We start from the raw sequence: 14,574 nt of genomic DNA on the forward strand, positions 1-14,574 counted from the left end.
GGACAGAAGATTGTGTGCTTTACCCCTGCCCTAGATGGCGCCTTGAATTTTCGTAAGCGGGCGGAAAAAGACGGGAAACTGTCTGAGCGCAGCGAGTTTTTCCCGTCTCCGCCCGGTTACGAAAATTCAAGGGATGGGTCGCCATCTCGGGCGCGCCTTTCTTTGCTTACTTTCTTTGGCAAGACAAAGAAAGTGAGTCGCCCCCGGCAGGGGGTGAAATGAGAAATGCGCTGCCACGCCGAGATCAAAACTCCACGCTTGGGGATCAGAACTCGGCGTTTGGAGACCAGAACTCGACACGTGAAGTTCCGAACCCGATGCGTGGGGTCTCTGAACCCAAAGCTTGGAGTTCAGAACGCGACGCTTGAGGTTCCGAACTCAACCTTTGAAGTTCAGAACCCCACGCTTGAAGTTCCGAACCCGGCGCTTGCAGTTCAGAACTCGACGCCTGGAGTTCCGAACCCGGTGCTTGCAGTTCAGAACTCAGCGCGTGGAGTTCAGAACTTCGAGCTTCATAGTTGGATGACGAATCAGGTCGTAAAGATGCTTTCCATCAACAAACACCTCCCCGCGCCACATGGCCTGGCCTCCGTTCTGGTCAAGCGTGCGCCCAAGCTGGTGCTCCCCTTCCTGGAGCGCAGCCGCAGCCGCCTGCGCGCCACCCTCGACGATGGCCGTGAAGTGGCCGTCGTGCTGCCGCGCGGCACCGTCATGCGCGGCGGCGATGTGCTGGTCGCTGAAGACGGCACGCTGGTGGAAGTGCAGGCCGCACCGGAGCAGGTCCTGCGCGTGAGCAGCGACAACCGTCTTGCACTGATGCGCGCTGCCTACCACCTCGGCAATCGCCACACGCCCGTGCAGGTCAGCGCCGATGCGCTGCAGCTCGAGGCCGATCCGGTGCTTGAAGACATGCTGGTCCGCCTCGGCGTGACCGTCGCGCATGTGGAAGCGCCGTTCGAGCCCGAGGCGGGCGCCTATGGCGGCGGCCATCGTCACGGCCACGATGCGACGTTCGAAGAGGACTACGCGGCCGCACAGGCGCTCTACCACGAGCACCACGGGCACGATCATGGCCACAGTCACGCGCATGACCACGACCATGGTCACTCGCATAGCCACGATCACGCGCACGGTCACGGTCACGATCATGACCACGGCCATGTGCATGGCCCCGGCTGCGGCCATCACCACCATCACCATGACTAACGCGGCGCAGCTCACCGCCTTGCTGCATCTCGCGTCCCCGGCGCTGCCGGTGGGTGCGTTCAGCTATTCGCAGGGGCTGGAGGCGGGGGTGGATGTGCGGCACGTGACCGATGAAGGGTCGGCTGCGGCGTGGATTGCCGAGGGGCTCGACGTGCTGGCCGCCTGCGAGGCGCCGCTGTGGCTGCTGCAGTTTGCGAACTGGCAGGCAGGCCGCTTCGATGCCGTGGCCGAGCGCGATGCGTGGTTCCTCGCGACCCGCGAGACACGCGAGCTGCGGCTCGAAACGTCGCAGATGGGCTGGTCGCTCAGTCGACTCATCCAGCTGATGGCGTGGGGCGACGAAGCACTGCGCAGCGCATTGGCCGCGCGCGCTTCAGTGACGTTTCCGACCGCCTTTGCCGCCGCCGCTGCCGCACTGAATGTCGACCCGCGCGACGGCGTGACGGCGTACTGCTTTGCCTGGGTGGAAAACCAGATGGCGGCGGCAGTGAAGGCCGTGCCGCTCGGGCAGGCTGCGGGGCAACGGATTCTCTTTGGCCTGCACGCAGCGGTGGCGCGTGCGGTGGAAGAAGCCACGCGCCGTGCGGCCTGTCATCCGCCTGAACTGTCTACGTTTTCGCCCGGGCTGGGCGTGTTGTCTGCCCGGCATGAAACGCAATACTCACGACTCTTTCGATCCTGAACCTGATCAACATGCGAACCAAGAAACTTCCTGCCCTGCGCGTTGGCGTGGGCGGCCCGGTGGGCTCCGGCAAGACCACGCTGCTCGAAATGCTCTGCAAGGCCATGCGCGAGCGCTACGACCTCGTGGCGATCACCAACGACATCTATACGAAGGAAGATCAGCGCCTGCTGACCATCTCCGGCGCGCTGCCGGCCGAACGCATCATGGGCGTCGAAACCGGCGGGTGCCCGCACACCGCCATCCGCGAAGATGCATCGATCAACCTCGAAGCGGTGGATCGCATGCTGTCCAAGTTTCCGGATGCGGACGTGGTTTTCATTGAGTCGGGTGGGGACAACCTCGCGGCAACGTTCAGCCCCGAGCTGTCGGACCTGACCATCTATGTGATCGACGTGGCGGGCGGCGAGAAAATCCCCCGCAAGGGCGGCCCGGGCATCACCAAGTCGGACCTACTCATCATCAACAAGACGGACCTGGCGCCGTATGTCGGGGCATCGCTGGAGGTGATGGAGAGCGACACGCGCAAGATGCGCGGCGATCGGCCGTTCGTGATGTGCAATCTGCGGGCGCAGGGTGGGTTGGATGAGGTGATTCGGTTTATTGAGAAGCAGGGGATGTTGGTGGGGGGCTAGTTTTTTGGGTGGTGTGTTTCCTGCGGTGGGCGCTTGTGGTCCATCCCTGTTTCGTACCCTGCCGGGCACGACTTACTTTTCTTTGTCTTGCCAAAGAAAAGTAAGCAAAAGAAAGGCGCGCCCGAGATGGCGACTTCCCCTTGAATTTATGTCGCAGAGAGGGGAAGGGAAAAACTCGCTTCGCTCAAACAGTTTCCCTTCCTTTTTCCTCTCTGCAACAGAAATTCAAGGCGCCATCTAGGGCAGGAACGTCAACGGCCAAACCATCGACCACCAGTGCAGTAGGAACCAGCAGCACAACGCGACGCAAAGCGAGCAACACCGCAACAAACAAGAGCCACCTAGGACAGCACACAGATTGTGTGGCCGTACCTTGCCCTTGATGGCGCCTTGAATTTCTGTAAGCGGGCGGATAAAGGAAGGAGGCCTGTTTGAGCGAAGCGAGTTTGCCTCCTTCCCCGCCCGGTTACAGAAATTCAAGGAGTCTTTCGCCATCTCGGGCGCGCCTTTCTTTGCTTACTTTCTTTGGCAAGACAAAGAAAGTGAGTCGCCCCCGGCAGGGGGTGAAATAGAGATGCACCACAAGCGCCAGCCCCCGCAGGGGAACAAAACAAAACCCAACCTCAAAAACAAAAAAGGCCGCCAAACAAGGCAGCCCCCTCCAGCAAAGGAAAACGCCGAATCAACGCCGCTGATACTGCGTAGCCCCAAACAAAATCTCCTTCGCCTTGTCGTCCTGCACCGCAGGCCGTTCCTGGGCCAGCACCTTCACCGCGCGCTGCACGGCCGGGCGTTCTTCAATGGCCTCAAACCACCGCTGCAGCTTCGGATAATCCGACAGCTCGATCCCCTGGTTCTTCCAGCTGCGCAGCCACGGCCACGTCGCAATGTCGGCGATGGAGTAATCCGCGCCGCCGAGGAATTTCGATTCGCCCAGGCGCTTGTCGATCACGCCGTACAGACGCTTGGCTTCGTTGCTGTAGCGGTTGACCGCGTACTCGATCTTCTCGGGCGCGTAGATGCGGAAGTGATGCGCCTGGCCGAGCATCGGGCCGACGCCGCCCATCTGGAACATCAGCCACTGCAGCACTTCGTATTTGCCGCGCACGTCGTCGGGCAGGAACTTGCCCGTCTTGCCGGCGAGGTACAGCAGGATCGCGCCCGATTCGAACAGCGAGATGGGTTTGCCGTCCGGGCCATCTTGATCGACGATGGCCGGGATCTTGTTGTTGGGACTGATCTTGAGGAAGTCGGGTTTGAACTGGTCGCCGGCGCCGATGTTGATGCCGTGAACGCGGTAAGGCAGCTCGCATTCTTCCAGCATGATGTGCACTTTGTGCCCGTTGGGCGTGGCCCAGCTATAGACGTCGATCATCGAGTTGGCTCCTTGGCTTCTGGCCGGGAAGAGAGGTGCGGGCCACCAGCAGCCCGCAAAGTGTTCCATTCCAGCACAGAACGCAGAAACGCGCAGACGCCGGGCAGCGGGCAAAAAAATCCCCGCTCAAGGCGGGGTTAAGGAGTGAACGGTACGGCCGTGCGGCGTATCAGGCGCCGCGCGTGACCGGCATGTCGACAACGTCCTTCAGGTGCAGATGCTTGGCCAGTTCCAGCTTGGCGATGGCGGCGCGGTGCACTTCGTCCGGGCCGTCGGCCAGGCGCAGCGTGCGCTGGTGCGCGTAGGCCGAGGCCAGCGGGAAGTCGCCCGACACGCCGCCGCCGCCGTGTGCCTGGATCGCCCAGTCGACGATCTGGCAAGCGATGTTCGGGGCCACGACCTTGATCATCGCGATCTCGGCCTTGGCGACCTTGTTGCCGACGGTGTCCATCATGTACGCGGCCTTGAGCGTCAGCAGGCGGGCCTGTTCGATCATGCAGCGGGCTTCGGCAATGCGCTCGTGCCAGACGCTGTGCTGCGCGATGGCCTTGCCGAACGCGATGCGCGAACTCAAGCGCTTGCACATCAGCTCCAACGCACGCTCGGCCACGCCGATGCTGCGCATGCAGTGGTGGATGCGGCCCGGGCCGAGGCGGCCCTGCGCGATCTCGAAGCCGCGGCCTTCACCGAGCAGGATGTTGCCCACCGGCACGCGCACGTCTTTGAGGTCGACTTCCATGTGGCCGTGCGGCGCATCGTCGTAACCGAACACGCTCAGCGGACGCATGACGGTGATGCCCGGCGCGTTGGCCGGCACCACGATCATCGATTGCTGCTCGTGGCGGCCGGCATCGGGGTTGGTCTTGCCCATGACGATGTAGACGGCGCAGCGCGGGTCGCCGGCGCCCGACGACCACCACTTGCGGCCGTTGATGACGTACTCGTCGCCTTGGCGTTCGATGCGGCATTCGATGTTGGTGGCGTCCGACGAGGCCACGGCCGGCTCGGTCATCAGGAAGGCCGAGCGGATCTCGCCGCGCAGCAGCGGCTCCAGCCAGCGGTCTTTCAGTTCTTCGGACGCGTAGCGCTCCAGCGTTTCCATGTTGCCGGTGTCGGGCGCGGAGCAGTTGAACACTTCCGGCGCCCAGGGCACCCGGCCCATGATTTCGCACAGCGGCGCGTATTCGAGGTTCGACAGCCCTTCGGGCGCGCGCGGCGAACGCGGCAGGAACAGGTTCCACAGCCCGGCCTTGCGTGCCAGCGGCTTGAGTTCTTCGATGACCTTGGTCGGAATCCACGCGTTGCCGGCACGGCGGTTGGCCTCGATTTCTTCGTGGAAGCGGTGCTCGTTCGGGTAGATGTGCTGGTCGAAGAATTCAAGCAGGCGTGCCTGCATTTCCTTGACCTTGGGCGTGTAATCGAAATTCATGGTGTCTCCTCAGTACATCGAACAAGCGCCTCGAACGGGCAGCCATCAATCAGTTCAGACCCGGCGCGCGCGGCCATGCGTCAAACACGCCCGCCGAGCACGGCAAACACGGCACTCGCGCGCGCAATCAACCGGTCGCCGCGATGGAAGAGGGCCTGCGCAAAGGCCAGCTTGCTGCCGGTGCGCAACCCTTCCGGGGTGATCTCGATCCAATCGCCTTCTCCGGCAGAGGCGATGAAATCCACCGTCAGGCTGGCGGTCGACATGGCCAGCGCGCCGCCGGTGCCTTCGCCAGGCTCAGCCAGGCAATAACCGAGCGCCGCATCGGCCAGCGATGCCACCACGCCGCCATGCACGATGCCGCGCCGGTTCAGGTGGTGATGCTGTACGTGAAAACCCATCACCATCGACGCGCCCATCCCCTTGGCATACACCGGCCCCAGCATCGTCAGAAAGGGGCTCGGCTTGTTCAGCAGTTCAAAGCCCGTCGGTACGGCGAGATTGGGGGTTGTGGTCATGGCACGCGGCGCAACTCACAAGTGGTGTCCGCAGAATAAGCCTTCGCCTACAATAAGAGAAATGAATTTCGTAGATTGCAGTCCATCAATGTCATGCATATATCGCGCGTCGATCTGAACCTGTTTGTCGTTTTCGATGCCATCTATACGGAAGGCGGGATTACGGCGGCCGCCCGCACGCTCAATCTGACGCAGCCGGCCGTGAGCCACGCCCTGGGGCGGCTGCGTGAGTTGTTTGACGACCCGCTGTTCGAACGGCGCGGGCAGGGCATGGTGCCGACGCCGCTGGCGCGCACGCTGATCGCCGAAGTCCGCACAGCGTTGCAGGGCTTCGAGCGCACCCTGCGCGAGGGCACGCGCTTCGACCCTGCCACGAGTGAGCGCCGCTTCACGCTGTCGATGCGCGATGCGCTGGAAGCGACGTTGCTGCCACCGCTCATGGCCGCCATCGCCAAGGAAGCGCCGCGCATCGACGTGACGACCGTGCGCGGAGACCGCCGCCAGCTTGAAACCGAGTTGCTGGCCGGGACCATCGACGCGGCAGCGGACATTCTGCTGCCGGCATCCCCGGCCATCCGGCATGCGCCGCTGCTGACCGACCCGATGGTGGTGCTGGCGCGCCCCGGCCATCCCATCGCCAATGAACCGCTGACGCTGGAGCGCTACCTCGCGTGCGAGCACGTACATGTGTCGTCGCGGCGCCGTGGGCCCGGGCTGGAAGACGTGGAGTTGCGCCGCCTGGGGCACGAGCGGCGCGTGCGGCTGCGTTGCCAGCATTACCCGGCCGCCTGCCGCGTGGTGAGCTGCACGGATCTGCTCGCCACGTTGCCGATCCGCTACGCGCGCATCGCCAACGAGCCGTATGGCAACGTGATGCTGCCGCTGCCGTTCAACGTGCAGCCGCTGGAGCTGTATCTGTACTGGCACACCAACAGCGACCAGGATGCCGCCAGCCGTTGGCTGCGGGACCACGTATTCGCCGCGATGGCAGAGGTGGCCCTGGACGACGCCGTGGCGGCATTCGCAGACGGGCGTTGACGAACGCAAGGGCGGACGCAATCATCGGGGCTGCGCGGCGCAAATGGCGTAACCACGCCGGTTTATGACAGATTGATGGCATTCGGTGTGCCGCTGTCCAGCGCCTGCGCCTCCCGGCAAACCGTCTTCTCTTCCGATGTATGACTGCGACTGCGTCCGCGATCAGTTTCCAATCTGACAACACCGGTTTCATCTGCGGCTTTCGCTTTGAACCGGGCAAGCCCGGCGTGGCGCTGGATTCGTCCGAGATTGCGGATGCGCTCCAGCATGCAGAGAGCGAGGATGCCGCCGACGCATTCATCTGGCTGCATTTCAACCTGTCGCGCGCGGGCTGCATGCGGTGGCTGCAGGGCCATCTCGATCTGCCCGAATCGTTTCTTGAGTTGCTGGGCGAGGAGGCGCACTCCACGCGCATCGAGCAGCAGGACGGAGCGCTCGTCGCGGTCTTCAATGATGTGATCTTCGATTTCGAGCGCACGCCCACGCAGGTGGCAACGCAGTGGGTGTACGCACACCGGCGCCTGCTGGTGACGTTGCGCCGCAAGCCATTGCATTCGGTCGACCGCCTGCGCGAGTGCGTGCGCAGCGGGGAGACGTTTCGCTCGCCGGCCGCCCTGCTGGGCCATTTGATGTGCGATCAGGCTGATCTGATGACGCAGATCGTCCGCACCACCGGCATCGACATCGACCGCATCGAAGACCGTTTCCTTGCGTCAAAGATCACGTCAGGGCGGCAGGAGCTTGCGGGTACCCGCCGCGTGCTGGTACGCCTGCAGCGCATGCTGGCACCGGAGCCCGGTTCGGTCTTTCGCCTGCTGGCCCGGCCGCCGGCGTGGCTGCATCCGGAAGATGTGCAGCAATTGCGCGAATCGACCGAGGAGTTCTCCGTCGTCTTGCGCGACATGAGCGGACTGATCGAGCGCATCAAGCTGCTGCAGGAAGAGGTGATTGCGCGCCTGGACGAGCAGAACAACAGGACGCTGTTCACGCTGACGCTGGTGACCGTGCTGGCCCTGCCGATCAATATCGTCGCAGGGCTCTTCGGCATGAATGTGGGTGGCGTGCCGCTGGCCGACAACCATCACGGCTTCTGGCTGATGGTGGGGCTGGTGGCGGCGTTCACCTGCGTCGTTGCGTGGTGGGTGGTTCGCCGCCGCAACAACCAGTAAGAACGTCTACGTATTCACGGTGACGGCCGACTTGGCTTTGGCGGGTTTGGGCGATGCCGTTGCCGCCTTTGCCGTCTTTGCAGCCGGGAACGGGTAACGCGCGCTGAACTCCGCAAAGCGCGCGGCAAGAAAATCCGCGCACGCCGTCAGCCGTGCGGGCCGATGGCGGCGTGCTAGCGCCACGAGCTGCAGCGGCGTGGGGGCATGGCTCCATGCCGGCAAGGCCACCTCCAGCCGTCCCGCGCTCACGTCTTGCGCGACATCCAGCCACGACTTGAAGGCCAGGCCGCGCCCGGCGATCGCCCAGTCGCGCACCACGGCGCCGTCGTCGCACTGGAAATCGCCGCGTACGTCGATCGGGGCAGGGCCGCTGGCGTGCGTGAGTTGCCAGCGGGTGACGGGCTCGCCGTTGCGCAGGAGGATCAGGCAGCGGTGGTCGGCCAGGTCGCTCGGGTGGGCAGGCCGGCCGTGCTGCTTGAAATACGACGGCGCGCCTACGATCACACGCGGATGCGACGCAAGCGGCCGCCGCACCAGCGCCGAATCTTGCAGATGCCCATAGCGCAGCGCGAAGTCGAGGTCTTCGCGCATCAGGTCGGCCAGCCGGTCGCCGAGCACCAGCGTGATCCGCACGCCGGGATGCTCGTCGCAGAAGGCATCGAGCCACGGGCGCAGGATGTGCCGCCCCAGGTCGGATGTGGCCGCAATGCGGATGGGACCCGACAGCTCGGTGCGATCCTGCCCCAGGCTTTCGGCGCCTTCGTCCAGCGCTTCCAGCGCCTGTCTTGCATACCCCAGATAACGCTGGCCGGCTTCGGTCGGACGCATGCTGCGTGTGGTGCGCTCGAACAGGCGGGCGCCGAGTTCGGTCTCCACGCGTTTGAGCGCTGCGCTGGCAGTGGCTGGCAGCCAGCCGAGCTGACGCGCGGCGGCGGAAAGGTTGCCGGCGTCGGCAATGCGCACCAGCAGGCGGAGGTCGTCGAGGGCGATCATTGTCAAAGCAGATTTGGAGAATCATCAAAGCATAGCCAGATTATCTTGCTTTTGTTTGATGAAAGAATGGCCCCAGTCGATTGACGGTTTTTTCTTTCTCTTCTCAAAGGAGCATTGGCATGACTTCGAAGACCTTGCAGGACCAGTCTGTGGTGGTGTTGGGCGGTACGGCCGGTATTGGCCAGGCGGTTGCACGCGCGGCGGCAGCCGAGGGCGCGCGCGTGACGGTGCTGGGGCGCTCGGCCAAAGCGACGGACGGCACGCACGGCATTGCTGTCGACGCGAACGATACGGCGTCGCTGGCGGGCGCGTTGGCGCAGGCAGCCGAGTTGTCGCCCAGTGGCAAGATCGATCACCTTGTCATCACCATCGGCTCGCGCACGAGCCCGCCGCCGTTTGCCTCGCTGCAACGTGCCGATCTTGAGCAGGCCTTCGGCACCAAGTTGTTTGCGGCGCTGATGGCGGTGCAGGCAGCGTTGCCGTATCTGACAGAACGCGCATCGATTACGCTCACCTCGGGCCTGCTCTCGCGCAAGGCGACGGCAACCGGCTTGCTGCGTGGCTCGATCAATGCTGCAGTGGAAGCCGCCGCCAAGAACCTGGCGAAGGAACTCGCACCGCGCCGCGTCAACGTGATCAGCCCCGGCGTGGTGGATACGGAAGTGTGGGGCGCGCCGGCCGATCGGCAGGCCATGCTCGCGCGCATCGGCAGCGGCTTGCCGGTGGGCCGTGTCGGCACGCCGGACGACCTCGCCCAAGGCTACTTGCTGGCGATGAATAACGGCTTCATGACCGGCGCCATCATCGACATTGAGGGAGGCGGTTTGCTATGACGACTGACAGCGATTGGACCTTCGACCACGTGAACTTTCACGTGGCAGGAGAGGCGCCCATCCTGAAATTCTTCGCTGATGTGCTCGGCTGGAAACCGGGGCCGCGCCCGGCATTTCCGTTTCCCGGCACGTGGCTGTACCAGAACGACGATGCGCTGGTCCATCTCGTGACGCAGGCGGGCGATACGCCGGAACTGGTGTTCTCGCATATCGCGTTCCGCACCGGGAAGGATGCGGCCGATGTGCTGGCCGCCGTGCGCGAAAGCGGCGTGCCGCACCAGGTCAGAAAACACCCCGCGCGGCCTGCCGCACAGATCTTCGTGCAGTTGCCGGGCGGGGTGGTGCTGGAGTTGGAGGCGCCGCTGTCCGGTCCGCTGGAAGCGGCGCGCGAGTACGAGAAGCCGGTTACGGAGTGAGGCGCAACATCATGCGCCGGCCTGCTGGGCGTACTTCCAGCCCAGTTCGGCCATCGGGCGGGCGCGCTTGCCTGCTTCCATCGCCTGCGCCGACGACGCCGTGCCATCCACCACGCGCTTCATGATCCCCTGCAGGATGCCGGCAATGCGGAACATGTTGTAGGCGAGGTAGAAGTTCCAGTCGCCCGTGATACGGCGGCCGGTGCGTTGTTCGTATTGGCGGATGTACTCGGCTTCTGTGGGGATGCCCAACGCGGCGAAGTCTAGGCCGGCGACTCCGCGGAACTGTCCCGGCTCGATGTGCCAGCTCATGCAGTGGTAGCTGAAATCGGCAAGCGGGTGGCCGAGCGTCGACAGCTCCCAATCGAGGATGGCCAGCACGCGCGGCTCGGTCGGATGGAAGATCAGGTTGTCGAGCCGGTAGTCGCCGTGAACGATGCTGGTGATTTCCTCGGCTTCCTGCGGCACGTGCTTGGGCAGCCATTCGATCAGGTTGTCCATGGCCGGAATCGACTCGGTTTCCGACAGCTTGTACTGCTTGCTCCAGCGCTCGATCTGACGCGCGAAATAGTTGCCAGGTTTGCCGTAATCGGTCAGGCCGATGGCGGCGTAGTCCACCGTGTGCAACGCAGAGATGACGCGGTTCATCTCGTCATAGATCGCGGTGCGTTCGGCGGGCGCCATGCCGGGCAGGGCCTGATCCCACAGCACGCGGCCCTGTACGAACTCCATGATGTAGAAGGCGCGACCTATCACGGCTTCGTCTTCGCACAGTGCATACATCTTCGCGACGGGCACGTCGGTCTTGGCGAGAGCATCCATCACGCGATATTCGCGTTCGATGGCGTGTGCGGACGGCAGCAGCTTCGCCTTCGGGCCGGGCTTCGCGCGCATCACGTACGTGCGCGACGGGGTCATCAGCTTGAACGTCGGGTTCGACTGGCCGCCCTTGAACTGCTCAACCGTGAGCGGGCCGGCAAAGCCATCCACGTGTTCGCGCATCCACGCTTCCAGCGCGCCGATGTCGAACTTCTGCTGCTCCGCTACCGGGCGCGTGCCCTCAAAGGCCGAGAAATCCTGCTGGTCCGTTTGTGCCATGGGTGTGTCTCCGAATCTTGTTGTGTATCGAGGAAAGTTCAGGTCGGTTGGCGATGGCGAAGGTACTGCTGCAGCAGTACTTCCATCGTCGTCAGCCGCGAGCCGACATGCGCGGGCGACGGCGCCGAAAAATTGCTCATGCGCAGCACCCAGTCGGTCGGGGCCTCGCCAACATCGAGCACGTTGATGCAGCCGGCGGTCTGCGCGAGGCTGCCGAAGAACACGCGCTCGCCGCCGGTGATGGCATGCGAGAGGATCGCGCGGTTGGTGCCGCCATGCAGCACGAGCAGCACGGTGTCCCAGTCCGTTTGCGCGCGCAGCCGGGCGATGGCCGGAATCACGCGGTCAAGAAATTCGCCGATGCTCTCGCCGTTGAGGAAACGCCGGTCTTCGGACACCGTGCCTTCAAACGCGCCGATGAAGGCTTGCGCGAGTTCGTGCTCGGGAATTTCCGCCAGCTTGCCGCCGCGGATTTCCTGCAGCTCGGGCCAGTGCTCAAGCGCGATGCCGCGTTCCTGCATTGCGGGCATCTCGGCCAGCACGCGCTGCGCGGTTTCTACCGTGCGCGGCAGGCCGCTGACGATCACGCGGTCGAAGACGATGTTCTCGGCCGCAAAGATCTTGCCGGCGGCGGTGGTCTGGCTGCGGCCCAGTTCGTTGAGCGGCACGGCTTCGGGCGACGGAACGGGCCGGCCGGTTTCGTCGAAGTACGTCACCGCGCCATGACGCATCAGGTAGACGCGTCGGCGGTTGGGTGTCGGAAAGGGAACCATGCGAGCCGGAAATTAGCGGTATTGGGGTTTGCGCTTTTGCAGGAAGGCGGAAATGCCTTCGTTGCCATCGGCGTGATGCAGCGCTTCGACAAAGCTGTGCTGCTCGGCCTTGAGGTGATCGTGCAGCGAGGCGCCTTCGGCGTGCGCGATCAGGCCCTTGATGCGGCCCACCGCGTGCGGCGATTGCGCAGCGAGTTTTTCCGCCAGTGCCAGCGCCTGGTCCAGCGCCTCGCCGGGTTTGACCACCTCATTGATGAGGCCGAAGTGCGCGAGCCGCTCCGCGCTGACAGGCTTGCCGAGCATGATGATTTCGCTCGCCAGCGGGCGCGGCAGGAAGCGCGCGATGTGCCATGAGCCACCGCCGTCCGGCGTCAGCGCGACGTTCACATACGCCATCACGAACTTCGCATCCGACGCGGCAATCGCAAAGTCGCACGCCAGCACCAGCGAGAAGCCCGCGCCGGCCGCTGGACCTTCCACCGCCGCAATCACGGGCTTGGGAAACGTGCGGATCGTCTCGATCCAATGGTTCAGCGCGTCGATGCCGTCTTCCTGAACGCTCCTCGGCTTGCTTCGGTTTTCTAGCAGGCGGTTCAGGTTGCCGCCCGCACAGAACGCATTGCCGTCGCCCGTGAAGATGATGGCGCGAATTTCGTTGTCGTTGGCGGCGCGGTCCAGCGCTTCCATCGACGCGGTGTACATCACCGGGTCCAACGCGTTGCGCGCGTCAGGGTTGGACAGCGTCAGCACCAGCGTCGAGCCGATGCGTTTGGAGAGCAATTGCGCGGTCATGGCGGCCTCGTCAGGGTAAGCGGCAATCAGGCGTCAGGCGTATCAGGCATCAGGCGTGAGCAGCGACATGCCGAGACGGGCACGGCGCAGCAGCCACGGGCTCGGGCGATAACGCGGATCGCCATACAGCACGTAGAGGTTCTGCAGGATTTCAAGGATGGCGTTCGTCCCCAGCGTATCGCCGAGTGCCAGCGGCCCTTTGGGATAACCGAGCCCCAGCGTGACAGCGAGGTCGATGTCGGTGGGCGTGGCAATGCGCTGCTGGGCGATGTCGCACGCGATGTTGACGATGCACGCGACGATGCGCTGCGCCACAAAGCCACCCGAATCGCGGATCACCGTGACGGGCACGCCGTCGGAGGCCAGCAAGCCGTGGGCGGCATCGCGATAGGCCGCATCGGTGGCGGGCGTGGTCATCAGCGTGCGGCGCTTGGTGGCGGCAAACGGATAGAGCGTGTCGAGCGCGACGGTGCGGCGTGCGTCGAGCCCCTCGGCGGCCACGCAGGCCGTGGCATCCAGCCCGCGCGGCGTCACGATGATCAATGCATCGGCGGACGGTTTGGAACCGGCTTCGGGCGTGATGCCCAGATCGAGCAACAGGCGCTGCGCTGCGGCGTGGCCGGCGTCATGCGCGCGGCTGATCCACACCGAAGACGGGCGCGCGGACGGGGCAGGCGTTTCCGCCGGCACCTGTTTCTGTCCTTCCGGATAGCGGTAGAAACCTTCGCCCGTCTTGCGGCCCAGAATGCCGCCGGCAAAGCGCACCGCCGTGATCTGCGACGGACGGTAGCGCGGCTCGTCATAAAACTGGCGGTAGACCGATTCCATCACCGGGTGCGAAACGTCCAGCCCCGTGAGGTCCATCAACTCGAACGGTCCCATGCGGAAGCCGGCTTGCTCGCGCATGATCGCGTCGATGTCCGCATAGGCCGCCACACTTTCCTGCGCCACGCGCAGGCCTTCGGTATTCATGCCGCGTCCGGCGTGGTTGACGATGAAGCCCGGCATGTCGATGCAGCGCACGGCGGTGTGACCCATGCGCTTGGCCAGTGCGGCCAAGGCATCACCGGTGGCGGGCGCGCTGCGCAGGCCGTCGATGACTTCGACCACCTTCATCAGCGGCACCGGGTTGAAGAAGTGGAAGCCAGCAACGCGTTCCGGGTGCTTGCATGTGGCGGCAATCGCGGTGATCGACAGCGATGAGGTATTCGACGCCAGGATGGCATCCGCGCGGACGATGTCTTCGAGCTGGCGGAAGAGGTCGCGCTTGACGTCCAGTTTTTCGACGATGGCCTCGACCACGAGATCGCAGTCGGCCAGATCGGCGAGCGCGCCCGCAGGAATGAGCCGCGCGACGGTGGCGTCGGCTTCCTCCGCCGTCATCTTGCCCTTGGCGGCCAACTTGGCGAGCGTATCGGCCAGTGCAGTGCGCGCCGCTTCCACGGCTTGCGAGTTGGCGTCGAACAGTTTGACGCGCAAACCTGCCTGGGCCGCGATCTGCGCAATGCCGCGCCCCATGGCGCCCGTGCCCACAATCCCGATAGTCTGCATATGAAATCCGCTGCGATCGAAAGAAGTCTGGCTAAAATAGCACGAGCGTGCGATTTCTGGCATCCG

The 14,574-nt window shown here is 64.3% G+C and carries 15 protein-coding genes; 7 read left to right on the top strand and 8 right to left on the bottom strand.

The window, feature by feature from the left end:
• Positions 1–543: 543 nt before the first annotated feature.
• Genes ureE through ureG form a run of 3 tightly spaced genes read left to right on the top strand, consistent with a single transcriptional unit; the run spans position 544 to position 2,523 of the window.
• A complete protein-coding gene (gene ureE / locus N511_RS0120950) occupies positions 544–1,206 on the top strand; it encodes an urease accessory protein UreE (RefSeq protein WP_027681052.1) in 663 nt (220 codons plus the stop codon).
• A complete protein-coding gene (locus N511_RS0120955) occupies positions 1,199–1,888 on the top strand; it encodes an urease accessory protein UreF (RefSeq protein WP_027681053.1) in 690 nt (229 codons plus the stop codon). Before ureE ends, N511_RS0120955 begins: the two co-directional genes overlap by 8 nt.
• 11 nt (positions 1,889–1,899) lie before the next feature.
• Positions 1,900–2,523 (top strand): urease accessory protein UreG, encoded by a 624-nt coding sequence (gene ureG, locus N511_RS0120960; protein WP_027681054.1) that lies wholly within the window; start codon positions 1,900–1,902, stop codon positions 2,521–2,523.
• A gap of 682 nt (positions 2,524–3,205) precedes the next feature.
• On the opposite strand, the gene N511_RS0120965 is transcribed toward ureG, so the two are convergent.
• The 3 genes from N511_RS0120965 to N511_RS0120975 form a co-directional block, all read right to left on the bottom strand.
• Entirely contained in the window at positions 3,206–3,898 is a 693-nt protein-coding gene (locus N511_RS0120965) for a glutathione binding-like protein (protein WP_027681055.1), read from the bottom strand.
• Between the two features lie 169 nt (positions 3,899–4,067).
• Positions 4,068–5,327 carry an acyl-CoA dehydrogenase family protein gene (locus N511_RS0120970; RefSeq protein WP_012762281.1) on the bottom strand — a complete coding sequence of 420 codons (1,260 nt, stop codon included), beginning with the start codon at positions 5,325–5,327 and terminating at the stop codon, positions 4,068–4,070.
• An 80-nt stretch (positions 5,328–5,407) separates the two neighbouring features.
• Positions 5,408–5,845 (bottom strand): PaaI family thioesterase, encoded by a 438-nt coding sequence (locus N511_RS0120975; RefSeq protein WP_027681056.1) that lies wholly within the window; start codon positions 5,843–5,845, stop codon positions 5,408–5,410.
• Between the two features lie 93 nt (positions 5,846–5,938).
• On the opposite strand from N511_RS0120975, the gene N511_RS0120980 reads away from it, so the two are divergent.
• Together N511_RS0120980 and N511_RS0120985 are read left to right on the top strand one after the other, a co-directional pair.
• On the top strand, positions 5,939–6,883 hold the full coding sequence (locus N511_RS0120980) for a LysR family transcriptional regulator (protein WP_027681057.1): 945 nt from the start codon (positions 5,939–5,941) through the stop codon (positions 6,881–6,883).
• Positions 6,884–7,023: 140 nt separating this feature from the next.
• Entirely contained in the window at positions 7,024–8,052 is a 1,029-nt protein-coding gene (locus N511_RS0120985; protein WP_027681058.1) for a transporter, read from the top strand.
• A 6-nt stretch (positions 8,053–8,058) separates the two neighbouring features.
• Here the strand turns inward: N511_RS0120985 and N511_RS0120990 are convergent, their stop codons facing one another.
• Positions 8,059–9,045, bottom strand: coding sequence for a LysR family transcriptional regulator (locus tag N511_RS0120990; protein WP_027681059.1), 987 nt, complete (start codon positions 9,043–9,045; stop codon positions 8,059–8,061).
• Positions 9,046–9,164: 119 nt separating this feature from the next.
• Between N511_RS0120990 and N511_RS0120995 the strand changes: the two genes are divergently transcribed.
• Both N511_RS0120995 and N511_RS0121000 read left to right on the top strand, forming a co-directional pair.
• Positions 9,165–9,878, top strand: a complete 714-nt coding sequence (locus tag N511_RS0120995; RefSeq protein WP_027681060.1) for an SDR family oxidoreductase — start codon at positions 9,165–9,167, stop codon at positions 9,876–9,878.
• Complete coding sequence (locus N511_RS0121000; protein WP_027681061.1) at positions 9,875–10,294, top strand: glyoxalase; 420 nt, start codon at positions 9,875–9,877, stop codon at positions 10,292–10,294. Before N511_RS0120995 ends, N511_RS0121000 begins: the two co-directional genes overlap by 4 nt.
• A 9-nt stretch (positions 10,295–10,303) precedes the next feature.
• Here N511_RS0121000 and N511_RS0121005 read toward each other — a convergent pair whose 3' ends face one another.
• The 4 genes from N511_RS0121005 to N511_RS0121020 are packed head-to-tail and all read right to left on the bottom strand — an operon-like array spanning position 10,304 to position 14,571.
• The gene (locus N511_RS0121005) at positions 10,304–11,392 is read right to left on the bottom strand and encodes a phosphotransferase (protein WP_027681062.1); all 1,089 of its coding nucleotides are present in this window, start codon (positions 11,390–11,392) and stop codon (positions 10,304–10,306) included.
• A 38-nt stretch (positions 11,393–11,430) separates the two neighbouring features.
• A complete protein-coding gene (locus N511_RS0121010) occupies positions 11,431–12,165 on the bottom strand; it encodes a histidine phosphatase family protein (RefSeq protein WP_027681063.1) in 735 nt (244 codons plus the stop codon).
• Between the two features lie 12 nt (positions 12,166–12,177).
• Positions 12,178–12,957, bottom strand: coding sequence for an oxepin-CoA hydrolase, alternative type (locus N511_RS0121015; RefSeq protein WP_027681064.1), 780 nt, complete (start codon positions 12,955–12,957; stop codon positions 12,178–12,180).
• A 42-nt stretch (positions 12,958–12,999) separates the two neighbouring features.
• Positions 13,000–14,571 (bottom strand): 3-hydroxyacyl-CoA dehydrogenase, encoded by a 1,572-nt coding sequence (locus tag N511_RS0121020; RefSeq protein ID WP_197032067.1) that lies wholly within the window; start codon positions 14,569–14,571, stop codon positions 13,000–13,002.
• Between the last annotated feature and the right edge of the window lie 3 nt (positions 14,572–14,574).

Origin of the sequence: Ralstonia sp. UNC404CL21Col (assembly GCF_000620465.1) — a bacterium.
In the GTDB taxonomy this organism is placed as follows: Bacteria; Pseudomonadota; Gammaproteobacteria; order Burkholderiales; family Burkholderiaceae; genus Ralstonia; species Ralstonia flatus.

Coding starts and splice junctions, on each gene's coding strand:
- ureE (WP_027681052.1), top strand. CDS start 544: ATGCTTTCCATCAACAAACACCTCCCCGCGCCACATGGCCTGGCCTCC.
- N511_RS0120955 (WP_027681053.1), top strand. CDS start 1,199: ATGACTAACGCGGCGCAGCTCACCGCCTTGCTGCATCTCGCGTCCCCG.
- ureG (WP_027681054.1), top strand. CDS start 1,900: ATGCGAACCAAGAAACTTCCTGCCCTGCGCGTTGGCGTGGGCGGCCCG.
- N511_RS0120965 (WP_027681055.1), bottom strand. CDS start 3,898: ATGATCGACGTCTATAGCTGGGCCACGCCCAACGGGCACAAAGTGCAC.
- N511_RS0120970 (WP_012762281.1), bottom strand. CDS start 5,327: ATGAATTTCGATTACACGCCCAAGGTCAAGGAAATGCAGGCACGCCTG.
- N511_RS0120975 (WP_027681056.1), bottom strand. CDS start 5,845: ATGACCACAACCCCCAATCTCGCCGTACCGACGGGCTTTGAACTGCTG.
- N511_RS0120980 (WP_027681057.1), top strand. CDS start 5,939: ATGCATATATCGCGCGTCGATCTGAACCTGTTTGTCGTTTTCGATGCC.
- N511_RS0120985 (WP_027681058.1), top strand. CDS start 7,024: ATGACTGCGACTGCGTCCGCGATCAGTTTCCAATCTGACAACACCGGT.
- N511_RS0120990 (WP_027681059.1), bottom strand. CDS start 9,045: ATGATCGCCCTCGACGACCTCCGCCTGCTGGTGCGCATTGCCGACGCC.
- N511_RS0120995 (WP_027681060.1), top strand. CDS start 9,165: ATGACTTCGAAGACCTTGCAGGACCAGTCTGTGGTGGTGTTGGGCGGT.
- N511_RS0121000 (WP_027681061.1), top strand. CDS start 9,875: ATGACGACTGACAGCGATTGGACCTTCGACCACGTGAACTTTCACGTG.
- N511_RS0121005 (WP_027681062.1), bottom strand. CDS start 11,392: ATGGCACAAACGGACCAGCAGGATTTCTCGGCCTTTGAGGGCACGCGC.
- N511_RS0121010 (WP_027681063.1), bottom strand. CDS start 12,165: ATGGTTCCCTTTCCGACACCCAACCGCCGACGCGTCTACCTGATGCGT.
- N511_RS0121015 (WP_027681064.1), bottom strand. CDS start 12,957: ATGACCGCGCAATTGCTCTCCAAACGCATCGGCTCGACGCTGGTGCTG.
- N511_RS0121020 (WP_197032067.1), bottom strand. CDS start 14,571: ATGCCAGAAATCGCACGCTCGTGCTATTTTAGCCAGACTTCTTTCGAT.